Here is a 19,779-nt window from a genome sequence, read left to right on the forward strand (position 1 = left end):
ATCAAGAGAGAAGAGATCATGCGGCCGCCGTTGGAATCTCTGCGAATTCTGGAAGCATGCGTTTCCGCCTCCAGCTTTGCCCGCGCCGCCGAAAGGCTGTGTCTGACACCTGCGGCCGTCAGTCTCCGTATCCGCACACTGGAGGCCGAGCTTGGCCAGCCATTGTTCGTGCGCGCGGGGCGACGCGTCGTGCCGACGGCTGCGGCCGCTCAACTGGCGGGCCGAATTCGCCACGCACTGGATGGCATTGCCGGCGCGCTCGATGAATTTCAGGCTGCGACGCCGCCACTCAGATTGACGGCGCCTCCGACATTCGCCTCTCGCTGGCTGGCACCTAGGCTGGCGCGCTATCCTTCGGCAGGCGGATCGCCGATCGAGGTCGACGTCTCCGCCGATATTCGCGACCCGAGCGCGTTTGACGTCGCCATCAGGACGGGTCGTGGCGGCTGGGAAGGGTTTGACGAATACCGGCTCGCGCCGGTTGAAGTGACGCCCATGCTGGCCCCCTTTCTGCTCGGAACGCGGACCCTGGACAGGCCGGAGGCGCTCGCCGATTTCGAGCTGTTGCCGCATCCGGATTGGCAGGCATGGTTCAGGGCCGCTCAAAGCGAGATTCCGCAGGCTCTGCGGTTTGCGGCAGTCGATTACCCCACGCACGAGCTTGACGCCAATGCAGCGGTGGCAGGCGCAGGTGTCGCGCTTCTGTCGCCCTTGTTGTTTCGCCCGCTCCTGGAAAAGGGCCTCCTCATCGCCCCTTTCCCCTATGTCCTGAGCGGGCCGGCCTGGCATTTTGCGTTGATGCGTGCCGACGACCCCCGTCTCGCGCCTCGCCAGCTCTGCGCCTGGCTTCACGAGGAGGCTTACGCGCCGCTCTTGAGCCAGACTGACCGCCTGCCGAGCTAGGCCCGTCGGTCACGTTGCGAAATAGCGCGTCGGTGTTGTCCCGAGTGCCTTCTTGAACATCACGATGAAGGCGGTGACGGACTCGTAGCCGAGGTCGCTCGACACCCTCTGGACCGTCGCGCCGCTGGCGAGTTCGCGCAGCGCGATGACCAGGTGCAGCTGCCGCCGCCACCGGCCGAAGGTCAGCCCCGTTTCCTGAACCATCAGCCGCTTCAGGGATCGCTCGCTCATGGCGACATGGGCGGCCCATTCCGCCAGGGTGCGGCGGTCGCTCGGCTCTGCCGTCAGGGCAGCGGCGATCATGGCGATCTTCGGGTGGCTGGACACCGGCAGCTCCAGCCCCTCTTTCGGCATGAGCGCCAGTTCGTCCAGCAAGACCCGCACGAGACGGCCGACATGGTCATCAGGAGCATAGCTGCCCTGCACATCCGCCAGGCGCAGGATCATCTCGCGCAGCATCGGCGAAACGGACAGCGTGCAGCATTCCTGCGGCAGGGCCGCAGCATCCGGTTCGACAAACAGGTAGGACAGGCGAGCGTTGGACGTGACCTGATTGCTGTGCGGCACGCCGCCCGGGATCCAGATCCCGCAGTCCGGCGGGACAATCCAGAGGCCGTTTGCGGCCCTGCAGGTGACGGCCCCGTGCAAGGCAAGGATGAGCTGCCCCTGCCGGTGCTGGTGCTGCGGCACCTCGGCTTGGTAGTCGCTGAAGTCGACATGCAGGGCGACCGCCGGGCGACCCAACCGGTCGGGGTCGGGATCGAAGTCCACGCTGCAGGGGCGCAGCGTCCTAGCGGATTGGCCCGATTTGGAGATCATATGGCATTATCTCCAAATTCGCGTGCACTGCAATTCGCTACAAGCGGGCATCAACAACCCGATGGAGACTATCATGCGAATTGCTGTCGTCGGCGCAACCGGCAGGATCGGCGCCCAACTCACCCGAAACCTGCTGAGCGCAGGGCATCAGGTAAAGGCCCTGTCGAGGGGCGGTCCAGCCCTTGAGGCACTGGCCGAAATCGGCGCGGAGCCATTCCTCGGAAGCTTTGACACGGGTGCGGGAGCGCTCGACAAGTTCTTTCAGGATGCCGATGCCGCGTTCCTGATGGTCAAGACCGACTGGAACAACCTTGAAGGCCACTATCCCGTGGTTGCCCAACGCTTCGTCGATGCGCTTGGCAATTCCCCCGTCAAGCTGGCTGTGAGCCTGTCGGCCATGGGATCGGACGTGAACGGGAAGACCGGCCATTTCGAGTGTTTCTACCATCTGGACCAGAAGCTGAACGAACTTACCAATATCGACCTGGTCCATCTGCGCGCTGCCTGGTTCATGGAGAATGCGCTGGCGTGGACGGCGCCGGTTGCCAGATATGGTCGCATCGCCTGGTCCTGTAAGCCCGATCTGAAGATGCCCTGGGTGGCGACGGATGACATCGCATGGCTTGCGGCCAGGGAACTGACAAATCCGACGGGCAAGCACCGGGTGATCCGCGAGGTCGGCTCGGAAGATATCTCGATGAATGAATTGGCCGCGATCATCGACAGAGAGATCGGCCGGCCGGTGGAGTACCGGTACATCGAAAGAACGCGCAAGGACGTGGAAGCTGAATTTCTCAAGCGCTTCGGGACTTCAGAGAGATGGCACTATGACACCCTGACCGCCGACGCTCTGAACGATGGCCTGGTGCGGTTCCAGGGTGAGCGTGAGGTTCGCCCGTCGCTGCCCACCACGATGGAAACGTTCATCAGAGACGTCTGGAAGCCGCGTTACCTGGAGTCGGTTGCGGACGGAGACGAACCCGAGACATTTCATATGTGGAGCGCAAAGGAATAGTTGGGAAGCCGAGTATCGGCCCATCAGTAACGTTTCCCTGGCCAGGCGGACCCGCCTGTCGAGCGACGCTTGGCAAAGGAACATGCGGGTACCGTGCGTCCGAATGGACGCACGGTGCTCCAAGGGGCGGCATGAAGACCGACGAAAGCCTCAACCGCTTGGCGCGGCAAGCAGTCATTGCGGTTGTTCCTAAACGGCTTACTCTGGGATGCCGCAGAAATCAGGAAAACAAGTATCGCTCTAATCGGGACTTTTGCGAAAACCACCGTCTAGGAGGCGCGATGAGTGCAGGAAATGAGGTTGCAGGAGCTGTCTCCATTTCTGACGAATTCGAGAATTTGCACGAGATCGTCGTAAAAGCGCACCAGGTTCTGCCAAAAGAAAAGTGGGACAGCCTCATAGGAGGCGCGGAAACGGAGACGACGCTCAAACGCAACCGTCTGGCCATTGATTCGATCGCGTTCAAACCGCGCGTGTTACGCAACGTCAGCACCGTCGATCTCTCGGTCGAGTACTTCGGCCGCAAGCTGCGACTGCCAGTATTTCTCGCGCCAACCGGCCCATTGAACCTATTTGGCGATGGCGGCGGCGCAACCGTTGCAAAGGCCGCTCAAGCTTTTGACATAGGCCACATGCTCAGCTCAGGCTGCACGCCGCTTGAGGCCGTTGCCGAGGCCGCATCATCGGCCCTACGAATGGCGCAGCTCTATGTCAGAGGCGACGATGGCTTCGTGCATGAATACGTGGGGCGCGCGCTTGCATGTGGCTGCGCCGCAATCTGCCTGACTGTCGATAGCGCCGTTCTCGCTCGCCGCGATCGAGACATTGCCAACCGCTATCGCACGGCCGGATTAGCAAAGCGGCCCGATCAGTCCCACCAGGCCGCCCTTGATTGGCGAACCGTCAAGTTGATCAAGGACAGCTACAATATACCGCTCGCGCTCAAAGGTATTGCTACGGCCGAGGATGCTCGTATTGCGGTCGATCATGGAGTGGATTGGATTTATGTTTCAAACCACGGGGGCCGTCAGCTCGACCATGGGCGTGGTACAATCGACGCCCTGCCTGAAATTATCGACGCCATAGCCGGCCGGGCAAGGGTGATGGTCGATGGAGGTTTCTGTCGGGGATCGGATATCATCAAGGCTCTCGCGATAGGCGCGGACTTGGTAGGTCTTGGCCGCATGCAGTGCTATGCCCTCGCTGCGGGAGGCGAAGCGGCAATCATTCGCATGCTCGAGCTGTTGGAAGACGAAATGCTTCGTTCGATGGCTCTGCTTGGCGTCCCGACCATTGGGGAACTGGGTCGATCGTATCTGCACCCGGCAGCCCCGGTCGCCATACCAAGCGCCTTGAGCGCTTTTCCGCTGATTGATCTGTCGCGAATTTCCAGCAGACTGTCTTAAAACGCGGCGCGCATGAGGTTTTGTGGGCGCTCGGCGCTGGTCGGTGAAGATTTCCCGGAGATTTTCCGATCATCAGTTCCTTGGGGCGGCATGTGGCCTCAATTGCGTACTTTCAGTGGTTTTCGTGCGTCTAGAAGGCGGATTCTCACCGATCACGCCCTCACGGCGGCGATCAGACCCGGCACACCGACAAGGGCGATGGCCCTTTTGATGTTGTAGGTGAGCACCGTCAGACTGAACTCCCCTCGCACGTTTTTCAGCCTGCGCATCAGGAACGCGCCTTGATACATCCACTGTTTTATCGTGCCGAATGGATGCTCGACGCTTTCGCGCCGCCGGTCGAGGATGTCGGGTCGTGCGGCGAGACGCAACGCCATGCGGTCAAGCACCGCTTCGTTCTCCAGGCGGGACACACGACGGAAGCTTTTGGTGCAGCGTTCGCGCAGGTTGCAAGCCTTGCAGGCGTCGCGGTTGACGTAGTCGATCTTCACATTGTCACGTGACTTGCCAAAGTGACGGGGTGAGAGCTCCTGGTCTGCGGGGCAAATGTAAATGTCCTTGTCCGGATCGTAGCGGAATTGCTCCTTGGAGAAGAAACCCTCGGCCACGGCCAGACCGCGGATCGGTTTGGGAACATAGGCGGTGATACCGGCCTTCTCGCAAGCCTCGATATCCTCGATCTTGAAGTAGCCTCGGTCTGCCACCGCCTCGATCGTCTCAACACCGAGCGTGTCCATCGCCGCCTCGACCGTCGGCGCAAGAAGCCCCATATCCAGCACCTGATTGCAGACCTGTTCGGCGATCAGCTTGTGCTTCACATCCACGGCAAGCTGGATGTTGTAGCCGACGCCGACCTTCGTCATGCGCGCCATGGCACGGGCATCCGGATCGGTCAGCGAGATCTGGTCGTCAGCGTTTTGGGGCGGTCACCGGGACTTTTTCGACAATTTCCCTATTCCGCCACGGACCGACGTAAGTTAGATATACTTTGTAGGCACCGTCCTGCTGATTCAAACAACGAAGCGCGCCACATCGACCAGCACCGTCTGGAGATGGGATCGCGGCTTTGCAATCAGAGGCTCTGCGATGAACGATATCGCCGGTCACGGTGTCCGTTTTGGACGAATTGCCGCCACGCTCCCCGTAAGGGACATGAGCAAGTCCCATAATTTTTATACCCAGGTTCTCGGTTTCCAGAAGATTTTCGAGAACGGCAATCCTGTCGGCTTCATGATCCTGAAGCGCGATCAGGGTGAACTGCACCTGACCTTACAGCCGGGCCACAAAGCTGCGGATTTCAATGTTGCCCACCTGATGGTGGATGACATTGATGCTCTCCATGCTATTTGCAAGCGACATGGGGCAAGGATCATCAAAAGCCTTCAGGACAAGGATTACGGCCTGCGATCATTTGTATTCGAGGACCCGGACGGGAATCGTATCGATGTAGGCCAAGTGATCTAAGGCCGCTTTCCGAGGCCGGGCGGAATGGCTTCTGTCCGGCGTTCGCAAAACTCCCACAGACCGTCCCGAAAACTCCGATGAGTAATCGCCAGGAGGCTTTGGGACGGTCTGCCTGAGTTTCGCGACAGATCGGCAGGCTGTCGGTTCAGGCAACTTCTAACTGTCCCGAATATCCCTGCGCAGAAGTTGGAGCTTCGCGTCGTCTGCGACCCGTGGCAAAACCGCAAGATCGGTCGAGTGCGAATTGACGGCAAAGCCGCCTAATGCGCCAGCGATCCATCCTGCTCGCGCTCGGCCACCGGCACGACGATGCCGGAGTAGAGAATGGGTGATCCGCTCTGATCGCGAAAGGCTCGGCCGAAGGCAGCGACCATCCGGTACCGCCCGTCCCTGCCCCAGACACGGTAGGTATTCTGCTGTGCGATATCGGCAACGAGCACTTCTGAGATCTTCTTTGCCAGTTCCGGCCGGTCATCGGGATGGACGCGCGCAAGATAGTCTTCCAGCGGCAGGCCGCGCACGGTGGCGGCAGCATCGAGGCCGAAAAGCTCGGCGAGCGCGCTGTCTGCGAAGACGAGGTTCCTGACGATATCCCAGGTATAGATCCCGGCATCGCAAGCTACTTCCTCGAATATCCCGACCGAGTGAACGGATTGCCCAGTCATTGCCTGCATGTTCCCGCGACTGTTTTAGTTAAAACTAAAGGTTTGCCGGACAACTTCAAGGCAGGATTGACCGCAATACGGCGCAGGTCGCCGGCGCAATCAGGTCAGCGACCTGGAGATGATGCCCGTGCCGCCGAGACTGCACGGATCGGCCTGCTGGATGACTATGTTTTTCTCTGCGCCCTTAGAACCTCGGAGAAGGTCCTTTGCGCTTCACGTATAGAATGTTTCGACCTCGCTGATGCCTAGGGTCAGGACCTATAAACCGGGCGAAAGACCCGGATGACGGTCTCGATCCTATTGCGTCAGATCGGACGTTGGCCCAACAAGACGCCTGAAGCCGTCCCAACCCGAGTCTGGTCCTCCGTATGAACCCTCTCCCAGAAGATTCTTGGAATGCCTGGTCGCCAGATGAGCTGCATGCACGTCTTGGACACTGGAGATCAGAGTGGTATGTCGTCGGTGGTTGGGCTTTGGACCTGTGGCACGGCCATCAGACCCGGGCGCATGAAGATCTGGAATTCGCCGTTCTACCTGCCGGTATAGATGGTTGCCGCAAAATCTTGTCCGAGCTGGATTTCTTTGAGGTAAGGGAGGGGAAGCTCTCCTACCTCGCCCCAAACGCTGGGTCACCGGCAGACCTGTGGCAGCTTTGGGGCGCTGACACAGCCGCCGGTTTCTGGCGTATTGATATGATGGTGGAGCGGGGAACGCCGGAAGTCTGGGCGTACAAACGTGATCGTTCGATCCAAATGCCCAGAGCGGCCGCTGTTCGAAGGAACGAACTGGGTACTCCCTATCTCGCACCGGCCAACGTTCTGCTCTTCAAGGCAAAGTACCGTAGAGAGAAAGACGAGCGCGACTTCGAGGCCGCGCTCCCCAAACTCAATTTCCAAGAAAAGCTTGATCTGCGCCTCTGGCTAGAGGCCCTGCATCCCGAGCATGAATGGATAGCGCGTTTATAAGGGAACACTACAAACGCAGGCTCCGTCCGCAGAGCGAATCTTGACTGAACAGCTGGATTCCATCCGATGTAGCGTCGTGCTTCAAGCGCGGCAGGAGGATCTGCCGATGTCCGATCAATTCAGGCTCACCGAGACACAGCTGAAGCGCATAGTCCCCTACTTTCCGAAGTCTCGTGGGGTTCCGCGTGTGGACGACCTCCGCATCGGCAGTGGGATAATCCATGTTATCCGAAATGGTCTGCGATGGCGGGATGCGCCTGAGTCCTATGGACCCCACAAGACGCTTTACAACCGGTTCGTTCGCTGGTCCCGTATGGGGGTCTTCGACCGCGTCTTCGCTAACCTTGCGGCTGAGAGCGGGCCGCCCGCCGGATGATGATTGACAGCACCCATCTCAAGGCGCACCGGACTGCCGCCAGTTTGCTCGAAAAAGGAGATTCGCCCCGTCGCATCGGTCGCACGAAAGGCGGGCTGAACTCCAAGCTTCATGCAGTATGCGATGGCGCCGGCCGACCAGTCATCTTTCTTCTCACCGAAGGCCAAATGAGCGACTACAAGGGCCGCTCTGATCTACCCGATGCTACCAGACGCCGAAACACTCATTGCAGACAAAGGCTATGACAGTGACTCCTTCCGAAAAGCTCTCGCGGAACGAGGTATCACGCCCTGCATTCCACCACGAGCCAAACGCAGATCGCCCGCAAAATATTGCAAGTCTCAGTACAGGGAGCGGCACAAGGTCGAGAACATGTTCGCCAAGCTCAAAGATTGGAGACGCATCTCAACCCGTTACGACCGCTCCGCACACGCCTTCTTTAGCGCCATCTGCATCGCCGCCACAGTCATCTTCTGGCTCGGCAAATGAGTCCTGAGCCTAGCGTGCCATTTCGCCGAAAGGGCAAACATCATCTTCGAAGGGTACGTGCCGTCGACGAAACTGCGTGCCCTCCACAATCTCCGGCTTCCTGATCCGGTCCATGCGAAAGTGGCGGAAATCCTCGCGGGCGGCATCCCAGGCGACGAGATACCAAAGTGGCGGCAGGATGAGCATGGCCTGCGGTTCAACCTCGCGCAGTGTTTCCATCCCCTTGGCGTCATGGTAGCGGAACCGAAGATGCAGCCGCTGGAGAAATGTCGTCTCGAAGGCCGGCAGCAGCCCGGAGTCGATCGAACCTATGTCCGAAACGTCCTGCCTGGGCGACAATTGCCCGACATACAGGCAGTCGAGAAGCCGGCGCAGGTCTCGCACCTTGTCTGCCGAAAGCGCCCTTTCGATCTTCGCGAGCCCCGCATCGGCGAGATCGGAAAAAGGAAGGGACCGGGCCGCGCGCACGGCCGCTACGCTGATCAGGAGCGCGAACACCTCGATCACGGAGAGCCGGGTAGTGGTCTGCACCGACTCCGGGTCGAGCTGCAGCCCGCCACCTCGGCCGGATTCGGAATGGATGAGGAAGCCCTGGTCACGCAGCGCTCCGATGTCGCGCAGCACCGTTCGCCTGGAAGCGCCAACTTCCTCCGCCAGATCATTGACCGTCGAGCTTCCGTTGCGCCGGAGGATGCGCACGATGGCGTCGTGTCTGAGGCGGATGTTCATTTGCGCACCCTAGCACATTCAGTGCCAAAATTTGGCACCGATTCACTCTAGGCAGGTCATGGCAACCCGACAAGGATACAGATCATGACATCCCTAGATCAAACACGCACGACCGCTGCAAAGCCGATCATCGTGAACCCTTCCCACCTGCACGACCCGACACCGAATGGCTACAGCACAGCGGTCATCACCCCTGCTGCTGGTCGGCTGGCCTTTATCTCAGGGCAAGGCGGGCAGGACCAAACCGGCGCTCTCTCGCCGGACTTCGCCAAACAGGTGGGACAGGCCTACGCGAACCTCGCCGCCGTGCTCGACGCGCTTGGCGCCCGCCTGGACCAGGTGGTGAAACTGACGGTTTACGTGGTCGGCCACGATATGTCGAAGTTGGGCGTACTGACGGAGAATGTAACGCGGATGTTCGGCGATACGCTTCCGGCACAGACGCTGGTTCCAGTGCCGAAGCTCGCCATCGATCCCATGCTCTTCGAGGTTGAGGCTGTGGTTCTCCTGGATTGAGCCCCCGCCCGTGCAAATAATGGCTGGCCGGCTGCGCCTTTCCCGGCCAGCCGGACCGCCTGTCGAGCGACGCGCGGCCGGGGGAACGTCAGCCGAGCCCCTCCTCCGCAAACGCCCGGATCACCGAAGGCAGCGCCCGCATGTGATCGAAGGACCTGCTGAGCGCCTCCGGCAGTTCGACGCCGCTCCTGGGCGCGACCATCAGCACCCAGCGCCGTCCGCTGCGCATCGTTCAAGCGTGACTTGGGTCCGGGAACCTTGCCATCGATCAGCCCGTCGGGGGCATTCGCATTGAACCGCAAGACCCAGTCACGCACGATCTGAAGGGTGACATCGCCAAGACGCGCTGCATCCGCAGCGCGAGCCTCCGCCATAGATCAAGGCAAGCGCCAAAAGACAACGCGCCTGCGCCGCATGCTTGCTCTTGCGGGCCAGACGCCGAAGACCTTCCGCGTCAAAATCCGCCCGTAATGAAATCGCTGCTCCCATCGCAAACGTCCCGTTTGCAACAGAGATTCTGATTCATCGTCATTTGGGAAGCTCAAGTGTCTAACTCAGCAAGAGGGCGTATTAATCCCTGTCAGCTTGCCGGATTGCGCGCCGTGACGATCCACGCCGCGCCGTCGATCATCACCGACCGCTCACCGGGGCAGCCCGCGAAGACGGCACGAACCGCAGCCGAGGCGCGGGCGCGGATATCGTCGGGCTGATCAGCGAGAGAGCGCGCCAGCGGGCCGACCTCGAGTGTCATCTTCACCGCGTCGTCGAGCGCCGCGTCCCGCGTCTCCCCCTTGCCGAACGGGATGGAGGCATCGAATGGCGCGATAGCGACATCGGTGAAGCCAGCCACAGTTAGAATACGCGCCACCCGCCCCTGGTCGCCAAACGAGAACGGGCCGGGGGCTTCGGGACCGGGCGGCGTCATCGGCGGGAGGATGCCCTTCATCGCCCCCATCGGCAAGCGCACCCAATCGTTCTCGGCCATGCCGCGCCAGCAGACGAAAGCGACCCGCGCGCGCGGCTTGAGCGCACGGCGCATATGAGTGAAGACCGCCGTAGGATCGTCAAAGAACATCACTCCGAAGCGCGAGAACAGGATGTCGAACGCGCCCTGGGGCAATTCGGTGCTGCTGGCGTCGGCGACCTGGAACACGGCCGGCGTATCCTGCGGCGCTCGCGCGCGCGCTCTGCCGATCAGCGGTTCGGATATGTCCACGCCCAGCACATGGCCCCCCGCGCCGACGCGGGCGGCCAGATCCAGACTAGACGCCCCCGCGCCGCAGCCGACGTCCAGCACGCGTTCGCCCATGGCGGGCCCGGCGGCTTCTATCGCGGCCTGGCCGAACACCGCCATCATGGCATCGAGCCGGGCCTGGTAAGTGACCCAGCGCTCCCCGCTTTGGCCTTTCCAGTCGGCCACCTGATAAACATTTTTCTCCGTCATGCCATATCCTTTGTTCTGATCCGTTCTTAACCAGGCTATCCGCCCGCGTGGTCGTTCCCACCGTGTGCGGCGACGAACATGGCGACGGCGGACCGGCAATAGGATTCGATTTCGTTGTCGTCCTCTGCTCTCGCCTGATCGAAGCGTGCGATAATCAAGAGATCGGATCCTTTGATAAGCGCGGCAAACAAGCGGGCGGACCGGAGAGGATCGGGCACGTTCAGAACCGCCTTCGCGTGCAACTGACGCAACAGGGCCTCGATTTGGGCAATGACATAGGCGGGGCCGGCTTCGTAGTGGAGCTTGCTTAACGACTTTTGATTCGTCTTGTCGGCCATGATCATGGCTTCGACACTGCGGACGTCCGGGCTCAACAGCGTGCGAAGCAGGGATGTTCCCACCGCCATCAGCTGATCTTCTGCCGAACCGTCGACGCCTTCAATAAGAGCCTGTGGTGCAAACTGATGGCAGTGGGCCGCGATGGCCGCACTGAACAGCGCCTCCTTGTTCTCGAAGTGCCGATAGATGCTGAGCTTGGATATCCTCGCTCGCTGGGCGACCTTGTCCAATGTCGTCGCTTGGAAACCCAATTCCACAAAGAGTTCGCACGCGGCGTCGACTATCGTTTGGCCAAGCGCCTCGTTGGCGGGCCGGCCGCGCCGGCCCTGGCTGTTTTCGGTCACGACAAATCCAGTCCTTGACAGTATCCTAATTCTTGACTTACGATACCATATAGTATCTAAAAGGTGCAAGCCAATGCGTAGGTGCCCTCCAAATCAAGCTTCCCTTGGGCCGCCCGGCGATATCGAATGCGGCATCGTCCGGCCGGTCAACACAGTGATGGGCGACTTTCTCGTCGATGCCGAAGCCCTGCTCGCTGCCCGTCTCGAGCGCGTATCGCTGGACGATATTTCGCGCCAGGCCCAGCCCAACCCCTTCCATCCACACCACGGAGCTCATCACCATGGATGACGTCATCATCATCGGCGGCAGCTTTGCCGGTCTCGCCGCCGCCCTGCAGCTCGGCCGCGCCCGCCGCAAGGTCACCGTTCTCGATACCGGCCTGCCGCGCAACCGCTTCGCCGGCCACTCGCATGGCCTGCTCGGCCACGATCACAAGCCACCGCTGGACATCCTGGCCGAGGCGCGGCAGCAACTGGCGCGTTATCCCACGGTCAAGCTGGTCAATGCCCGGGCCGACAGCATCTCCGGCACCATCGACAATTTCTCCGTCCTCACTGGCGATGGCGAAAGCCTCGGGGCGCGCCGCCTGATCCTGAGCTATGGCGTTGCCGACCAGATGCCTGACGTTCCGGGCTTTGCCGAAAGCTGGGGCACATCCATCGTGCCCTGCCCCTATTGCGATGGCTTTGAAGTCGCCGGCCAGCATTGGGGCCTCGTCTGGTCCGGCCCGCCGTCGCACAATTATGTCAGGCTGTACCACGATTGGACCGACACGTTGACCGTCTTCGCCGATGGTCACGACATTGCACCCGATATCCGGGCCGATCTCGCGCGCCGCAACATACCTGTCGTTGATGGCCGGATCACCGAAATCGCCCGTCACGGGGGCCATAATGCCACCGTCAAGCTCGATACCGCCCCCAATGTCGCAGTCGATATTTTGTTCGCGCATCCGCGCAACAAGCCGTCCGCAAGCCTGCATGAATCACTGGGACTCGCCACGGTCGATACGCCCCTCGGCATCGCCCTCAAGGTCGACGAGCGCCGCGAAACCAGCACGCCCGGCATCTACGCCGCCGGCGACCTCGCCAACCCAGCCATGGCCTCGGTCACCACGGCAACATCGTACGGCGCGACGGCGGGTATCTCCGCCCAGCAGTCGATGCTGGTTTGAGAAGACACACGTGGAGTTCGAACACGTCACTTTCGACCTACCACACGGCACCTTTCACGCGCTGCAGGGTGATGATCCCGATGGTCAACCGACGATCGTCTTGCACGGCTTCCCGGACCATCCGCCGACCGCGAAGCCCTTCCTTGCCGAGCTCGGCCGCCGTGGCGGTCAGGACCAGACCGGCGCTCTCTCGCCGGACTTCGCCACACAGGTGGGACAGGCCTACGCGAACCTCGCCGCCGTGCTCGACGCGCTTGGCGCCCGCCTGGACCAAGTGGTGAAACTGACGGTTTACGTGGTCGACCACGATATGTCGAAGTTGGGCGTACTGACGGAGAATGTAACGCGGATGTTCGGCGATACGCTTCCTGACGCTGGTTCCGGTGCCGAAGCTCGCCATCGATCCCATGCTCTTCGAGGTTGAGGCTGTGGTTCTCCTGGATTGAGCCCCCGCCCGTGCAAATAATGGCTGGCCGGCTGCGCCTTTCCCGGCCAGCCGGACCGCCTGTCGAGCGACGCGCGGCCGGGGAGCGTCAGCCGAGCCCCTCCTCCGAAAACGCCCGGATCACCGAAGGCAGCGCCCGCATGTGATCGAAGGACCTGCTGAGCGCCTCCGGCAGTTCGACGCCGCTCCTGGGCGCGACCATCAGCACCCAGAACAGGTAGCAATCGGCAACCGTCATCTCGTCGCTGACAAGGAACGTCTTGTCGCCCATCTGCTCGGCCAGGATCGCGAAGGCCTGCGCGAGCTTTTCGCGAGCACGCTCCTTTTCCAGCTCGGGGAAATTCCTGAAGAAGGGCTGGTACCTTGAATGGATCTCGGAGGACATGAAGGCGAGCGCCTCGAGCGCCCGCCACCGAAGGATGGGATCTCCCGGCAGGAGCTTGCCGCTCTTCTCGGCGATATAGTTCAGGATGACCTGGTTCTCGGTCAGGATCGTTCCGTCCTCGAGTTCGAGCGTGGGAATATAGCCCTTCGGATTGATCGAAAGGAAATCGCGGCCGTCCTCCGTCTTCTTGTCATGCTTGATGCTGATGAGCCTGTAGGAAAGCCCGGTCTCGATGAGCGCGATATGATCGGCCAGGCTGCAGGCGCCGGGATAGTAGAAGAGGTTCATGATGGTCTCCTGGTGGTGACCCATCTCCGCTTTTGCGCCGGGAGATAAGGTCTACAATGTTGACCACGGCCATTTATGAGACCTAAAATTATCCGTCAAAAGCATATCTTTGGGAGCTGGTCAGATGGATGTGACTGCCAGGCCGGCAGGAGCCGACTGCAGGGGTGTCAGCGAGATATTGAGCCGGGTCGGCGACAAATGGACGATCCAGGTCGTCGTCGCACTTCGGCTGGGCGCGCTGCGCTTCAACGGGCTCAAGCGCGAGGTCGGCGGCATTTCGCAGCAGATGCTGACGCGGACGCTCAAGACGCTGGAACGCGACGGCATGATCAAAAGAACCGTTCACCCCAGCACGCCGCCGCAGGTCGAATACACGCTGACACCGCTCGGGCACTCCCTGTCGGAAACCGTGCGGCAGCTCGCCGACTGGGCGGCCGAAAACAGGCAAAATATCGAGGATAACCGCCTGAGCTACGACACCAGTCGGGAGGAGAAATTCTAGGATGCGCCGGCGACTGCTTCACTGACAGGGCGGCGGCCCCTGAGCAGAAGCAGGACGAGGATAGCGCTGCAGGAGCAGACCAGACACAGGATCAACACCGCCCTGCTCCCGAGATTGGTCATCAGGGAAATCAACAGGGGTGGAGAGATGGCGGAGATCCAGTTCAATGGCAGGGCGATCCGCGAGAGCGCCTTTGCAAACTCACCCTTGTCATAGAAAACGAGCGGAATGGTCGACCTTGCGACGGCGAGCGCCCCGCTGCCCATTCCATAGAGCACAAGGAAAACGGCGATGGCCACCGGCGAGCCCTGAGCGATCGAAAGGATGGCCAGCGATACGCACAGAATTGCCGACGAAGCGACCCCCGTCGTCACGCCGTCCCACCGTTTTTCGCCGATGATATTAAGCCCCCGGGCACAGATCTGCACGATGCCGAGCGCAGAGCCGTAAGTGAGCGCCTGTGCAGGGCTCAGGCCCTCGGCCTTCAAGAGCTCGATCAGAATGGAGCTGAAGCCGAACGTGATGAACGCATTGAACGCGATGGCAGCGACGATGAGATAAAATGTCCGGTCATATGATTTTGCCGAACCCTGAGATCTCGTCGCCTTGGTAGCCGCTGTGGCTTTGCTCCGGCGCGGCAGGCCGAAAATGTAGAGCGGCAGGCAGGCCGTGATCATGACCACGGCATAGGCTTCGCACGTGCCGCGCCATCCAATCTCTTCCGACAGGAACGAGGTGAGAGGCCAGAACACTGTGCCGGACAAGCCGGAAACCAGCGCCAGGCTCGCAATCGCCCGCGCGGCATTCCGGCCGGCGATCTCGTTGAGAAGGATATGTGCCGGCGTGGTGAGACTGGCGCTTCCTGCGGCTCCGAGAACCAGCCAGCCCAGGAAATAAGTGATGGGCGAATGCGACAATGACACGAGCGCCAGGCCAAAGGCTGACATGATCGTTCCGCCGATCATGACCGGACGCGCTCCAACGCTCGTAAAAAGGCGCGAGAGGAAAGGAGCACAGGCACCCATCGTAACGTAGAAAACGGTGGTCCCCACAAAGACCGTCGATATATCGACGTTGAGATCCGCCGCCATGTCCCGGCTGACGACCGCCGGGAAACTGACCGCGCCCCACCCTATCAGCTGGGCGACCGACAGCGCGATCAAGGGCAGCAGAATCTTCGTCTCCGATCCGGACTCGGTCATACATGATTCCTGATTTGCAATTGCAAATCACTAGCAACTTAACTGCTTCAGTTTTGTGACAGCGAATCCCTAATGCGGTGATGGGTACCGGTTTTGGAAGGTTTGTTCTGCGCCGCCTTTAGCATGCCCACGAAACCAGTCGATCTCCCTGCTCGGGTTGATTATCGACACCGCACCTCCCCCAGCTTTCCTGATCGCTCGCCTTCCCTTACAATCCCTTCCGGACACAGAGGATTCCATCATGAGCGAAGACGCCTTCAACATGTCGATCCGCAAGTTTCTGAAAGAAGTCGGCGTGACCTCACAGCGCAAGATCGAGGAGACGGTGCGTGACGGGCAGATCGGTGGTAAAAAGCTGAAAGTCCGCATGACGCTGACATCGGAAGGCACCGGCCTCAACCACGTCGTGGACGGCGAAATCGAACTTCCGTAGGCAGGCGAACGACGCGATCAAAGCAACGCGATGATGTAACGTCAGCCGCTCGACGCGGCCATCAATAGCGCGGCGAGACGCACGCCTGTCGTGGACCGTGATAGGGCTGGAACGTGTTGTCGTAAGCTCTGTAGGACCGGTAACGCGCAAAGCACCAGCGTGCATGTGAATTGCCGCCATAGTAGTAGGTCCGGCGGTAACTGCGTGGCGCATAATAGCGTGGCGCGTAATATCGCGTCGAGCCGTAGTAGTACGGACCGTCATAGGTCGAGCCGTAGTAGCCCCGATCGTAGTAGCCCTGACCGTAGTAGCCGGGGCCATAATATCTAGGCTGCGCCAGCATTCCGCCGATGATCGCGCCTGCGGCCAGGCCGCCGAGCGCCCAACCCCAGCCATCGCCACCATTGTGGCGATAGTATCCGCCGTGATAGCCGCCATAGTAGCCGCCATAGCCGCCACGGTAGCGCACCGGTTGCGCCTGCAGCGCCTCGACATCAGGGGCGACAATGGTGGGAAACGCCTCGGCCGGCGGGGCGCTCGTCAGCGCCGCCGTGAGCGACAGGGCAATGATTGCGAGCCTCTTCATTGGCTTCACCTTTCCGTCTAAATCGCAGCCGATTATTATAACGCGAAAAGGACGGCGTGGCACTTAATTTCCAAGCCGGGACGGTGTTCCGTAAGCGGCGTCCTAACCCCACAATTTGGTCACGTCGCTTCTTGATTCGCCAGTCGCTCCCTGCGCATGTAGGCCCAGTCAATAAGTTCGGCCATCGAGGGTCCCAGGGCTTTGCCCATCTCGGTCAGCTCGTACTCCACCTTCGGCGGCACTTGGGGATAGACGGTTCGGGTTAGTATGCCGTCCTTCTCCAGTTCCTTCAGTTGCTGGATCAGCATCTTCTGGTTCACGCCTTCGCAGCGCCTTTCGAGTTCGGAAAAGCGAAGTGGCTCCTTGGCTCCGAACAACTGGCAGATGATGACGATCTTCCACTTGCCTTCCAGCACGCGCAGCGCGTCCGTGGTCGCTTCCGCCCATTTGCGATGCTGCTGAGGGTCTCCGCACTTCCAGTCCCGATCCTGCGCCATACTTACCTTTTAGTGGGTAACCCACTTATCTGTCGGTTCTTGTTGATATCGTAGCATCTATTATCTTGGTGGCCAGGACAACAGGAGCCTCAGCATGAAAATCGGCATCATCGGCATTGGCAATATTGGGGGCACCTTGGCCCGCAAGCTCGCATCCGCGGGGCATGAGGTCAGGGTAGCAAATTCCCAGGGCGCTGACGCTGTTCGGCCCTTCGCGGAGGAGATCGGAGCCACGGCGACTGACACGAACGGAGCTGTCTATGGCGCGGATTTGGTCATCATGTCCATTCCGCTTCCCGCTATCGAGAAGCTGCCGAAAGACCTCTTCAAAGACGTGCCTGCGAGCGTCCCTGTCGTTGACACCAGCAACTACTATCCGGGTCTGCGAGACCCTCAAATCACCGAGCTTAATGCGGGCGAGGTCGAAAGCGTATGGGTCTCCAGGCAACTCGGCCGCCCCGTCATCAAGGCGTACAACAACATCCTTGCGCATTCTCTGGCGGAACTCGGTCAACCTGAAGGGACGGACGGTCGGCTGGCCGTAGCGGTCGCCGGAGATGATGACGCAGCGAAGCAGCTTGTCATGGGGATCGTAAACGAGGTTGGATTCGACCCCGTTGATGGTGGACCGCTTGCAGAGTCATGGCGGCAGCAGCCGTCGACGCCGGGATATTGCTGCGATTACGACGCGGTCACCATGCGCAAGGCGCTCGATGCAGCGGTTAAGGGTGAAGCGCCCAAAAAGCGAGACCAACTCATGAGCAAAATGGCAACGCTAGGCACGAGCCCCACCCATGATGATGTCGTGGCAATGAACCGCTCGCTCAACCCACTAACCTGAGGTGGACACCATGACAAAAAGTCGTGTCAGAAAACCAGTAGGAGGATCATATCCGCGCGGGTCCGCCATCAAGCCGTCTCTGACACCCGGCCAGGTGAAGGTGTGTTCCTCCAGCCGCTTGTAGGCCATCACCAATCCGCCGCCGTCCCAATAGATCAGCTTCAGTCGGTCTGCTTTGCGAGATCGGAATACGAAGACCGTTCCAGTAAATGGGTCTTTGTCCAGCTCGTTCTTGACCAGTGCCGCCAGACCATCATGGCCTTTGCGAAAGTCGACCGGCTTGGTCGCCACCATGATCGCACACAGTTCGACGGAGAGATCATACTGGAACCGCGCAAGCACGCGCGATAGCAGCAATCCGGTCGACAGACGCTCCCTCTTCCAGGCGGATAGTAACGAAACCGCCTCTAGGCTCTCCACCCCGCCCTCACCCGCTCCCGTCACCCGCTCCCGTCACCCGCCCGTGTCACCCGAATGCAGCATTGACTGCCCCGCGCCTCGGCCTAGAATCTCCACAGGGTCGATCTATCGGGCTGAGGTTAGCGCATCTTGAGGAGGATGCCATGCCTAATACTGATCTGCCGAAAGCTGGGAAATCAAAACAGGCCAAGCCAAAAACCGATATGCCGAACGGCATGCAACCTGACATGCAGAAAGTCGATGCACTCGTCGGTCGTCTCGTCGGCGATCTCGGGGCTGGTGTCTCCGGCGTTCTCGTCGTGCTCGGTGATCATCTCGGTCTGTTCAAGGCGATGATGGATGGGCGGCCGCGCTCCTCGATGGAGCTTGCGGAAACGACCAGCCTCACGGAACGCAATGTGCGCGAATGGTTGGCCGCCATGGCGGCCTCCGATTACATCACCTATCACGAAGCGTCCAACAAGTTTGCCATGACGCCCGAACAGGCGCTGGTCTTTGCCAATGAGGACAGCCCCGCCTTCTTCGGCGGCGCCTTCGAGATCGTGCAATCCATGTGGATGGACGAGCCGAAGGTGGAGGAAGCCTTCAAAACGGGGCGCGGTCTTGGCTGGCATGAGCACAGCACCTGCCTCTTCCGCGGCACCGAGCGCTTCTTCCGGCCGGGCTATAACAGCCATCTCGTGACGGAGTGGATCCCGGCGCTGAAGGGCATGAAGGAAAAGCTGGAACGCGGGGCCGAAGTCGCCGATGTCGGCTGCGGCCACGGCGCCTCGACGATCCTGATGGCCCAGGCCTTCCCGAAATCGCATTTCCACGGCTTCGATTATCACGGTCCGTCGATCGAGCGGGCAAAGCGCGCCGCAAAGGAGGCGGGTGTCGCCGACCGGGTGACCTTCAGCAAGGCATCGGCCAAGGATTTTCCGGCCGGCGACTATGATCTGGTGGCGATGTTCGACTGCCTGCACGACATGGGCGACCCTGTCGGCGCCGGCCGCCATATCCGCGAGACGATGAAAAAGGACGGCACCTGGATGATCGTCGAACCCTTCGCCCATGACGGCCTGAAGGACAACCTCAACCCCGTCGGCCGCGTCTATTACGGCGCCTCGACAATGATCTGCACGCCAGCCTCCATGGCCCAGGAAGTCGGCCTCGGGCTTGGCGCGCAGGCGGGCGAGATGAAACTGCGCAAGGTGGCGATGGATGCGGGATATCACCACTTCCGCCGCTCGAGTGAAACGCCGTTCAACATGATCTTCGAGGTGCGGAATTGAGTGGGGTTGGGTCGAGCTAGTACGGCGCAGTCACCACCACTCCCTCATTCCCTCCTCGTGCCGGCACGAGGGATGTCACAGGAATCCAGCCTGCCCAAGTCCTTGGGCAGGAGAGACTTTTCTTCTCACTGCATGAGTCATTCACCGCGCAGACGCGCGGTGGCTGGATTCCTGTGACAAGCACAGGAATTGTCTGTTGGTTTCGTGCTTTACTGGATGGGAAGCATGGATGATCCCCGAGGTGGCCGCCCCGGGGA

23 protein-coding genes and 3 pseudogenes are annotated in these 19,779 nt (G+C 60.6%); 14 read left to right on the forward strand and 12 right to left on the reverse strand.

The genetic code is table 11. The annotated features are described in order from the left end of the window. Positions 1 to 18 precede the first annotated feature (18 nt). On the forward strand, positions 19 to 903 hold the full coding sequence (locus tag J2X71_RS31680) for a LysR family transcriptional regulator (RefSeq protein WP_310388596.1): 885 nt from the start codon (positions 19 to 21) through the stop codon (positions 901 to 903). 9 nt (positions 904 to 912) lie between these two features. Here J2X71_RS31680 and J2X71_RS31685 read toward each other — a convergent pair whose 3' ends face one another. Next, positions 913 to 1,722, reverse strand: a complete 810-nt coding sequence (locus J2X71_RS31685) for a helix-turn-helix transcriptional regulator (RefSeq protein WP_310388599.1) — start codon at positions 1,720 to 1,722, stop codon at positions 913 to 915. A gap of 73 nt (positions 1,723 to 1,795) precedes the next feature. On the opposite strand from J2X71_RS31685, the gene J2X71_RS31690 reads away from it, so the two are divergent. Both J2X71_RS31690 and J2X71_RS31695 read left to right on the forward strand, forming a co-directional pair. Then, a complete protein-coding gene (locus tag J2X71_RS31690) occupies positions 1,796 to 2,737 on the forward strand; it encodes an NmrA family NAD(P)-binding protein (protein WP_310388602.1) in 942 nt (313 codons plus the stop codon). Positions 2,738 to 3,018: 281 nt separating this feature from the next. Further along, a complete protein-coding gene (locus J2X71_RS31695) occupies positions 3,019 to 4,143 on the forward strand; it encodes an alpha-hydroxy acid oxidase (RefSeq protein WP_310388652.1) in 1,125 nt (374 codons plus the stop codon). A gap of 152 nt (positions 4,144 to 4,295) precedes the next feature. On the opposite strand, the gene J2X71_RS31700 is transcribed toward J2X71_RS31695, so the two are convergent. Next, positions 4,296 to 5,015: a transposase gene (locus J2X71_RS31700; RefSeq protein WP_310388604.1), complete on the reverse strand. Its 720-nt coding sequence runs from the start codon at positions 5,013 to 5,015 to the stop codon at positions 4,296 to 4,298. 214 nt (positions 5,016 to 5,229) lie between these two features. Here J2X71_RS31700 and J2X71_RS31705 point away from each other — a divergent pair, with 214 nt between their 5' ends. Continuing rightward, positions 5,230 to 5,607, forward strand: coding sequence for a VOC family protein (locus J2X71_RS31705; RefSeq protein ID WP_113325099.1), 378 nt, complete (start codon positions 5,230 to 5,232; stop codon positions 5,605 to 5,607). A 260-nt stretch (positions 5,608 to 5,867) separates the two neighbouring features. Here J2X71_RS31705 and J2X71_RS31710 read toward each other — a convergent pair whose 3' ends face one another. Beyond that, positions 5,868 to 6,272: a PAS domain-containing protein gene (locus tag J2X71_RS31710; RefSeq protein WP_310388607.1), complete on the reverse strand. Its 405-nt coding sequence runs from the start codon at positions 6,270 to 6,272 to the stop codon at positions 5,868 to 5,870. A gap of 368 nt (positions 6,273 to 6,640) precedes the next feature. Here J2X71_RS31710 and J2X71_RS31715 point away from each other — a divergent pair, with 368 nt between their 5' ends. Further along, positions 6,641 to 7,237 (forward strand): nucleotidyltransferase domain-containing protein, encoded by a 597-nt coding sequence (locus J2X71_RS31715; RefSeq protein ID WP_310388609.1) that lies wholly within the window; start codon positions 6,641 to 6,643, stop codon positions 7,235 to 7,237. 106 nt (positions 7,238 to 7,343) lie between these two features. Next, a pseudogene (locus J2X71_RS31720) lies at positions 7,344 to 8,102 on the forward strand (IS5 family transposase). Positions 8,103 to 8,111: 9 nt separating this feature from the next. On the opposite strand, the gene J2X71_RS31725 reads toward J2X71_RS31720, so the two are convergent. After that, positions 8,112 to 8,831, reverse strand: coding sequence for a WYL domain-containing protein (locus J2X71_RS31725; protein WP_310388611.1), 720 nt, complete (start codon positions 8,829 to 8,831; stop codon positions 8,112 to 8,114). Between the two features lie 84 nt (positions 8,832 to 8,915). Between J2X71_RS31725 and J2X71_RS31730 the strand changes: the two genes are divergently transcribed. Then, positions 8,916 to 9,347 carry a RidA family protein gene (locus tag J2X71_RS31730; protein ID WP_310388613.1) on the forward strand — a complete coding sequence of 144 codons (432 nt, stop codon included), beginning with the start codon at positions 8,916 to 8,918 and terminating at the stop codon, positions 9,345 to 9,347. A gap of 203 nt (positions 9,348 to 9,550) precedes the next feature. On the opposite strand, the pseudogene J2X71_RS31735 reads toward J2X71_RS31730, so the two are convergent. The 3 genes and pseudogenes from J2X71_RS31735 to J2X71_RS31745 form a co-directional block, all read right to left on the reverse strand. Next, positions 9,551 to 9,836: pseudogene (locus J2X71_RS31735) on the reverse strand (transposase); the annotation flags it as partial. A gap of 91 nt (positions 9,837 to 9,927) precedes the next feature. Further along, positions 9,928 to 10,791 (reverse strand): class I SAM-dependent methyltransferase, encoded by an 864-nt coding sequence (locus J2X71_RS31740; RefSeq protein WP_310388615.1) that lies wholly within the window; start codon positions 10,789 to 10,791, stop codon positions 9,928 to 9,930. 35 nt (positions 10,792 to 10,826) lie between these two features. After that, positions 10,827 to 11,474, reverse strand: coding sequence for a TetR/AcrR family transcriptional regulator (locus tag J2X71_RS31745; RefSeq protein ID WP_113325720.1), 648 nt, complete (start codon positions 11,472 to 11,474; stop codon positions 10,827 to 10,829). A 73-nt stretch (positions 11,475 to 11,547) separates the two neighbouring features. Between J2X71_RS31745 and J2X71_RS31750 the strand changes: the two genes are divergently transcribed. The 3 genes and pseudogenes from J2X71_RS31750 to J2X71_RS31760 all read left to right on the forward strand — a co-directional run bounded on the left by J2X71_RS31750 (position 11,548) and on the right by J2X71_RS31760 (position 13,095). Further along, complete coding sequence (locus J2X71_RS31750) at positions 11,548 to 11,763, forward strand: hypothetical protein (RefSeq protein ID WP_162748203.1); 216 nt, start codon at positions 11,548 to 11,550, stop codon at positions 11,761 to 11,763. Continuing rightward, positions 11,756 to 12,649, forward strand: a complete 894-nt coding sequence (locus J2X71_RS31755) for an NAD(P)/FAD-dependent oxidoreductase (protein WP_113325721.1) — start codon at positions 11,756 to 11,758, stop codon at positions 12,647 to 12,649. Before J2X71_RS31750 ends, J2X71_RS31755 begins: the two co-directional genes overlap by 8 nt. A 61-nt stretch (positions 12,650 to 12,710) precedes the next feature. Further along, positions 12,711 to 13,095: pseudogene (locus J2X71_RS31760) on the forward strand (RidA family protein). Positions 13,096 to 13,182: 87 nt separating this feature from the next. Here J2X71_RS31760 and J2X71_RS31765 read toward each other — a convergent pair. Beyond that, positions 13,183 to 13,767, reverse strand: coding sequence for a glutathione binding-like protein (locus tag J2X71_RS31765; RefSeq protein WP_310388620.1), 585 nt, complete (start codon positions 13,765 to 13,767; stop codon positions 13,183 to 13,185). A gap of 124 nt (positions 13,768 to 13,891) precedes the next feature. Between J2X71_RS31765 and J2X71_RS31770 the strand changes: the two genes are divergently transcribed. Beyond that, positions 13,892 to 14,269, forward strand: a complete 378-nt coding sequence (locus J2X71_RS31770; RefSeq protein ID WP_310388622.1) for a helix-turn-helix domain-containing protein — start codon at positions 13,892 to 13,894, stop codon at positions 14,267 to 14,269. Here the strand turns inward: J2X71_RS31770 and J2X71_RS31775 are convergent. Continuing rightward, a complete protein-coding gene (locus J2X71_RS31775; protein WP_310388624.1) occupies positions 14,266 to 15,471 on the reverse strand; it encodes an MFS transporter in 1,206 nt (401 codons plus the stop codon). The genes J2X71_RS31770 and J2X71_RS31775 overlap by 4 nt on opposite strands. Before the next feature lie 241 nt (positions 15,472 to 15,712). Between J2X71_RS31775 and J2X71_RS31780 the strand changes: the two genes are divergently transcribed. After that, complete coding sequence (locus tag J2X71_RS31780; protein WP_310388626.1) at positions 15,713 to 15,904, forward strand: DUF6494 family protein; 192 nt, start codon at positions 15,713 to 15,715, stop codon at positions 15,902 to 15,904. 61 nt (positions 15,905 to 15,965) lie between these two features. Here J2X71_RS31780 and J2X71_RS31785 read toward each other — a convergent pair whose 3' ends face one another. Beyond that, on the reverse strand, positions 15,966 to 16,490 hold the full coding sequence (locus tag J2X71_RS31785) for a BA14K family protein (RefSeq protein WP_310388628.1): 525 nt from the start codon (positions 16,488 to 16,490) through the stop codon (positions 15,966 to 15,968). Positions 16,491 to 16,609: 119 nt separating this feature from the next. After that, positions 16,610 to 16,987 (reverse strand): helix-turn-helix domain-containing protein, encoded by a 378-nt coding sequence (locus J2X71_RS31790; RefSeq protein WP_310388630.1) that lies wholly within the window; start codon positions 16,985 to 16,987, stop codon positions 16,610 to 16,612. Between the two features lie 94 nt (positions 16,988 to 17,081). Here J2X71_RS31790 and J2X71_RS31795 point away from each other — a divergent pair, with 94 nt between their 5' ends. Next, positions 17,082 to 17,828 carry an NADPH-dependent F420 reductase gene (locus J2X71_RS31795; RefSeq protein WP_405049776.1) on the forward strand — a complete coding sequence of 249 codons (747 nt, stop codon included), beginning with the start codon at positions 17,082 to 17,084 and terminating at the stop codon, positions 17,826 to 17,828. Here J2X71_RS31795 and tnpB read toward each other — a convergent pair. After that, positions 17,820 to 18,272: an IS66 family insertion sequence element accessory protein TnpB gene (tnpB, locus tag J2X71_RS31800; protein WP_310388632.1), complete on the reverse strand. Its 453-nt coding sequence runs from the start codon at positions 18,270 to 18,272 to the stop codon at positions 17,820 to 17,822. The genes J2X71_RS31795 and tnpB overlap by 9 nt on opposite strands. A gap of 179 nt (positions 18,273 to 18,451) precedes the next feature. On the opposite strand from tnpB, the gene J2X71_RS31805 reads away from it, so the two are divergent. Then, positions 18,452 to 19,522 (forward strand): class I SAM-dependent methyltransferase, encoded by a 1,071-nt coding sequence (locus J2X71_RS31805; RefSeq protein WP_310388656.1) that lies wholly within the window; start codon positions 18,452 to 18,454, stop codon positions 19,520 to 19,522. Positions 19,523 to 19,779 lie beyond the last annotated feature (257 nt).

The sequence above is a fragment of the Rhizobium sp. 1399 genome, assembly GCF_031455475.1.
In the GTDB taxonomy this organism is placed as follows: Bacteria; Pseudomonadota; Alphaproteobacteria; order Rhizobiales; family Rhizobiaceae; genus Rhizobium.

Bases quoted from the DNA above. Each gene is read 5' to 3' on its own strand.
- J2X71_RS31680 (WP_310388596.1), top strand. From the start codon at position 19: ATGCGGCCGCCGTTGGAATCTCTGCGAATTCTGGAAGCATGCGTTTCC.
- J2X71_RS31685 (WP_310388599.1), bottom strand. From the start codon at position 1,722: ATGATCTCCAAATCGGGCCAATCCGCTAGGACGCTGCGCCCCTGCAGC.
- J2X71_RS31690 (WP_310388602.1), top strand. From the start codon at position 1,796: ATGCGAATTGCTGTCGTCGGCGCAACCGGCAGGATCGGCGCCCAACTC.
- J2X71_RS31695 (WP_310388652.1), top strand. From the start codon at position 3,019: ATGAGTGCAGGAAATGAGGTTGCAGGAGCTGTCTCCATTTCTGACGAA.
- J2X71_RS31700 (WP_310388604.1), bottom strand. From the start codon at position 5,015: ATGGCGCGCATGACGAAGGTCGGCGTCGGCTACAACATCCAGCTTGCC.
- J2X71_RS31705 (WP_113325099.1), top strand. From the start codon at position 5,230: ATGAACGATATCGCCGGTCACGGTGTCCGTTTTGGACGAATTGCCGCC.
- J2X71_RS31710 (WP_310388607.1), bottom strand. From the start codon at position 6,272: ATGACTGGGCAATCCGTTCACTCGGTCGGGATATTCGAGGAAGTAGCT.
- J2X71_RS31715 (WP_310388609.1), top strand. From the start codon at position 6,641: ATGAACCCTCTCCCAGAAGATTCTTGGAATGCCTGGTCGCCAGATGAG.
- J2X71_RS31725 (WP_310388611.1), bottom strand. From the start codon at position 8,831: ATGAACATCCGCCTCAGACACGACGCCATCGTGCGCATCCTCCGGCGC.
- J2X71_RS31730 (WP_310388613.1), top strand. From the start codon at position 8,916: ATGACATCCCTAGATCAAACACGCACGACCGCTGCAAAGCCGATCATC.
- J2X71_RS31740 (WP_310388615.1), bottom strand. From the start codon at position 10,791: ATGACGGAGAAAAATGTTTATCAGGTGGCCGACTGGAAAGGCCAAAGC.
- J2X71_RS31750 (WP_162748203.1), top strand. From the start codon at position 11,548: ATGCGTAGGTGCCCTCCAAATCAAGCTTCCCTTGGGCCGCCCGGCGAT.
- J2X71_RS31755 (WP_113325721.1), top strand. From the start codon at position 11,756: ATGGATGACGTCATCATCATCGGCGGCAGCTTTGCCGGTCTCGCCGCC.
- J2X71_RS31765 (WP_310388620.1), bottom strand. From the start codon at position 13,767: ATGAACCTCTTCTACTATCCCGGCGCCTGCAGCCTGGCCGATCATATC.
- J2X71_RS31770 (WP_310388622.1), top strand. From the start codon at position 13,892: ATGGATGTGACTGCCAGGCCGGCAGGAGCCGACTGCAGGGGTGTCAGC.
- J2X71_RS31775 (WP_310388624.1), bottom strand. From the start codon at position 15,471: ATGACCGAGTCCGGATCGGAGACGAAGATTCTGCTGCCCTTGATCGCG.
- J2X71_RS31780 (WP_310388626.1), top strand. From the start codon at position 15,713: ATGAGCGAAGACGCCTTCAACATGTCGATCCGCAAGTTTCTGAAAGAA.
- J2X71_RS31785 (WP_310388628.1), bottom strand. From the start codon at position 16,490: ATGAAGAGGCTCGCAATCATTGCCCTGTCGCTCACGGCGGCGCTGACG.
- J2X71_RS31790 (WP_310388630.1), bottom strand. From the start codon at position 16,987: ATGGCGCAGGATCGGGACTGGAAGTGCGGAGACCCTCAGCAGCATCGC.
- J2X71_RS31795 (WP_405049776.1), top strand. From the start codon at position 17,082: ATGAAAATCGGCATCATCGGCATTGGCAATATTGGGGGCACCTTGGCC.
- J2X71_RS31805 (WP_310388656.1), top strand. From the start codon at position 18,452: ATGCCGAACGGCATGCAACCTGACATGCAGAAAGTCGATGCACTCGTC.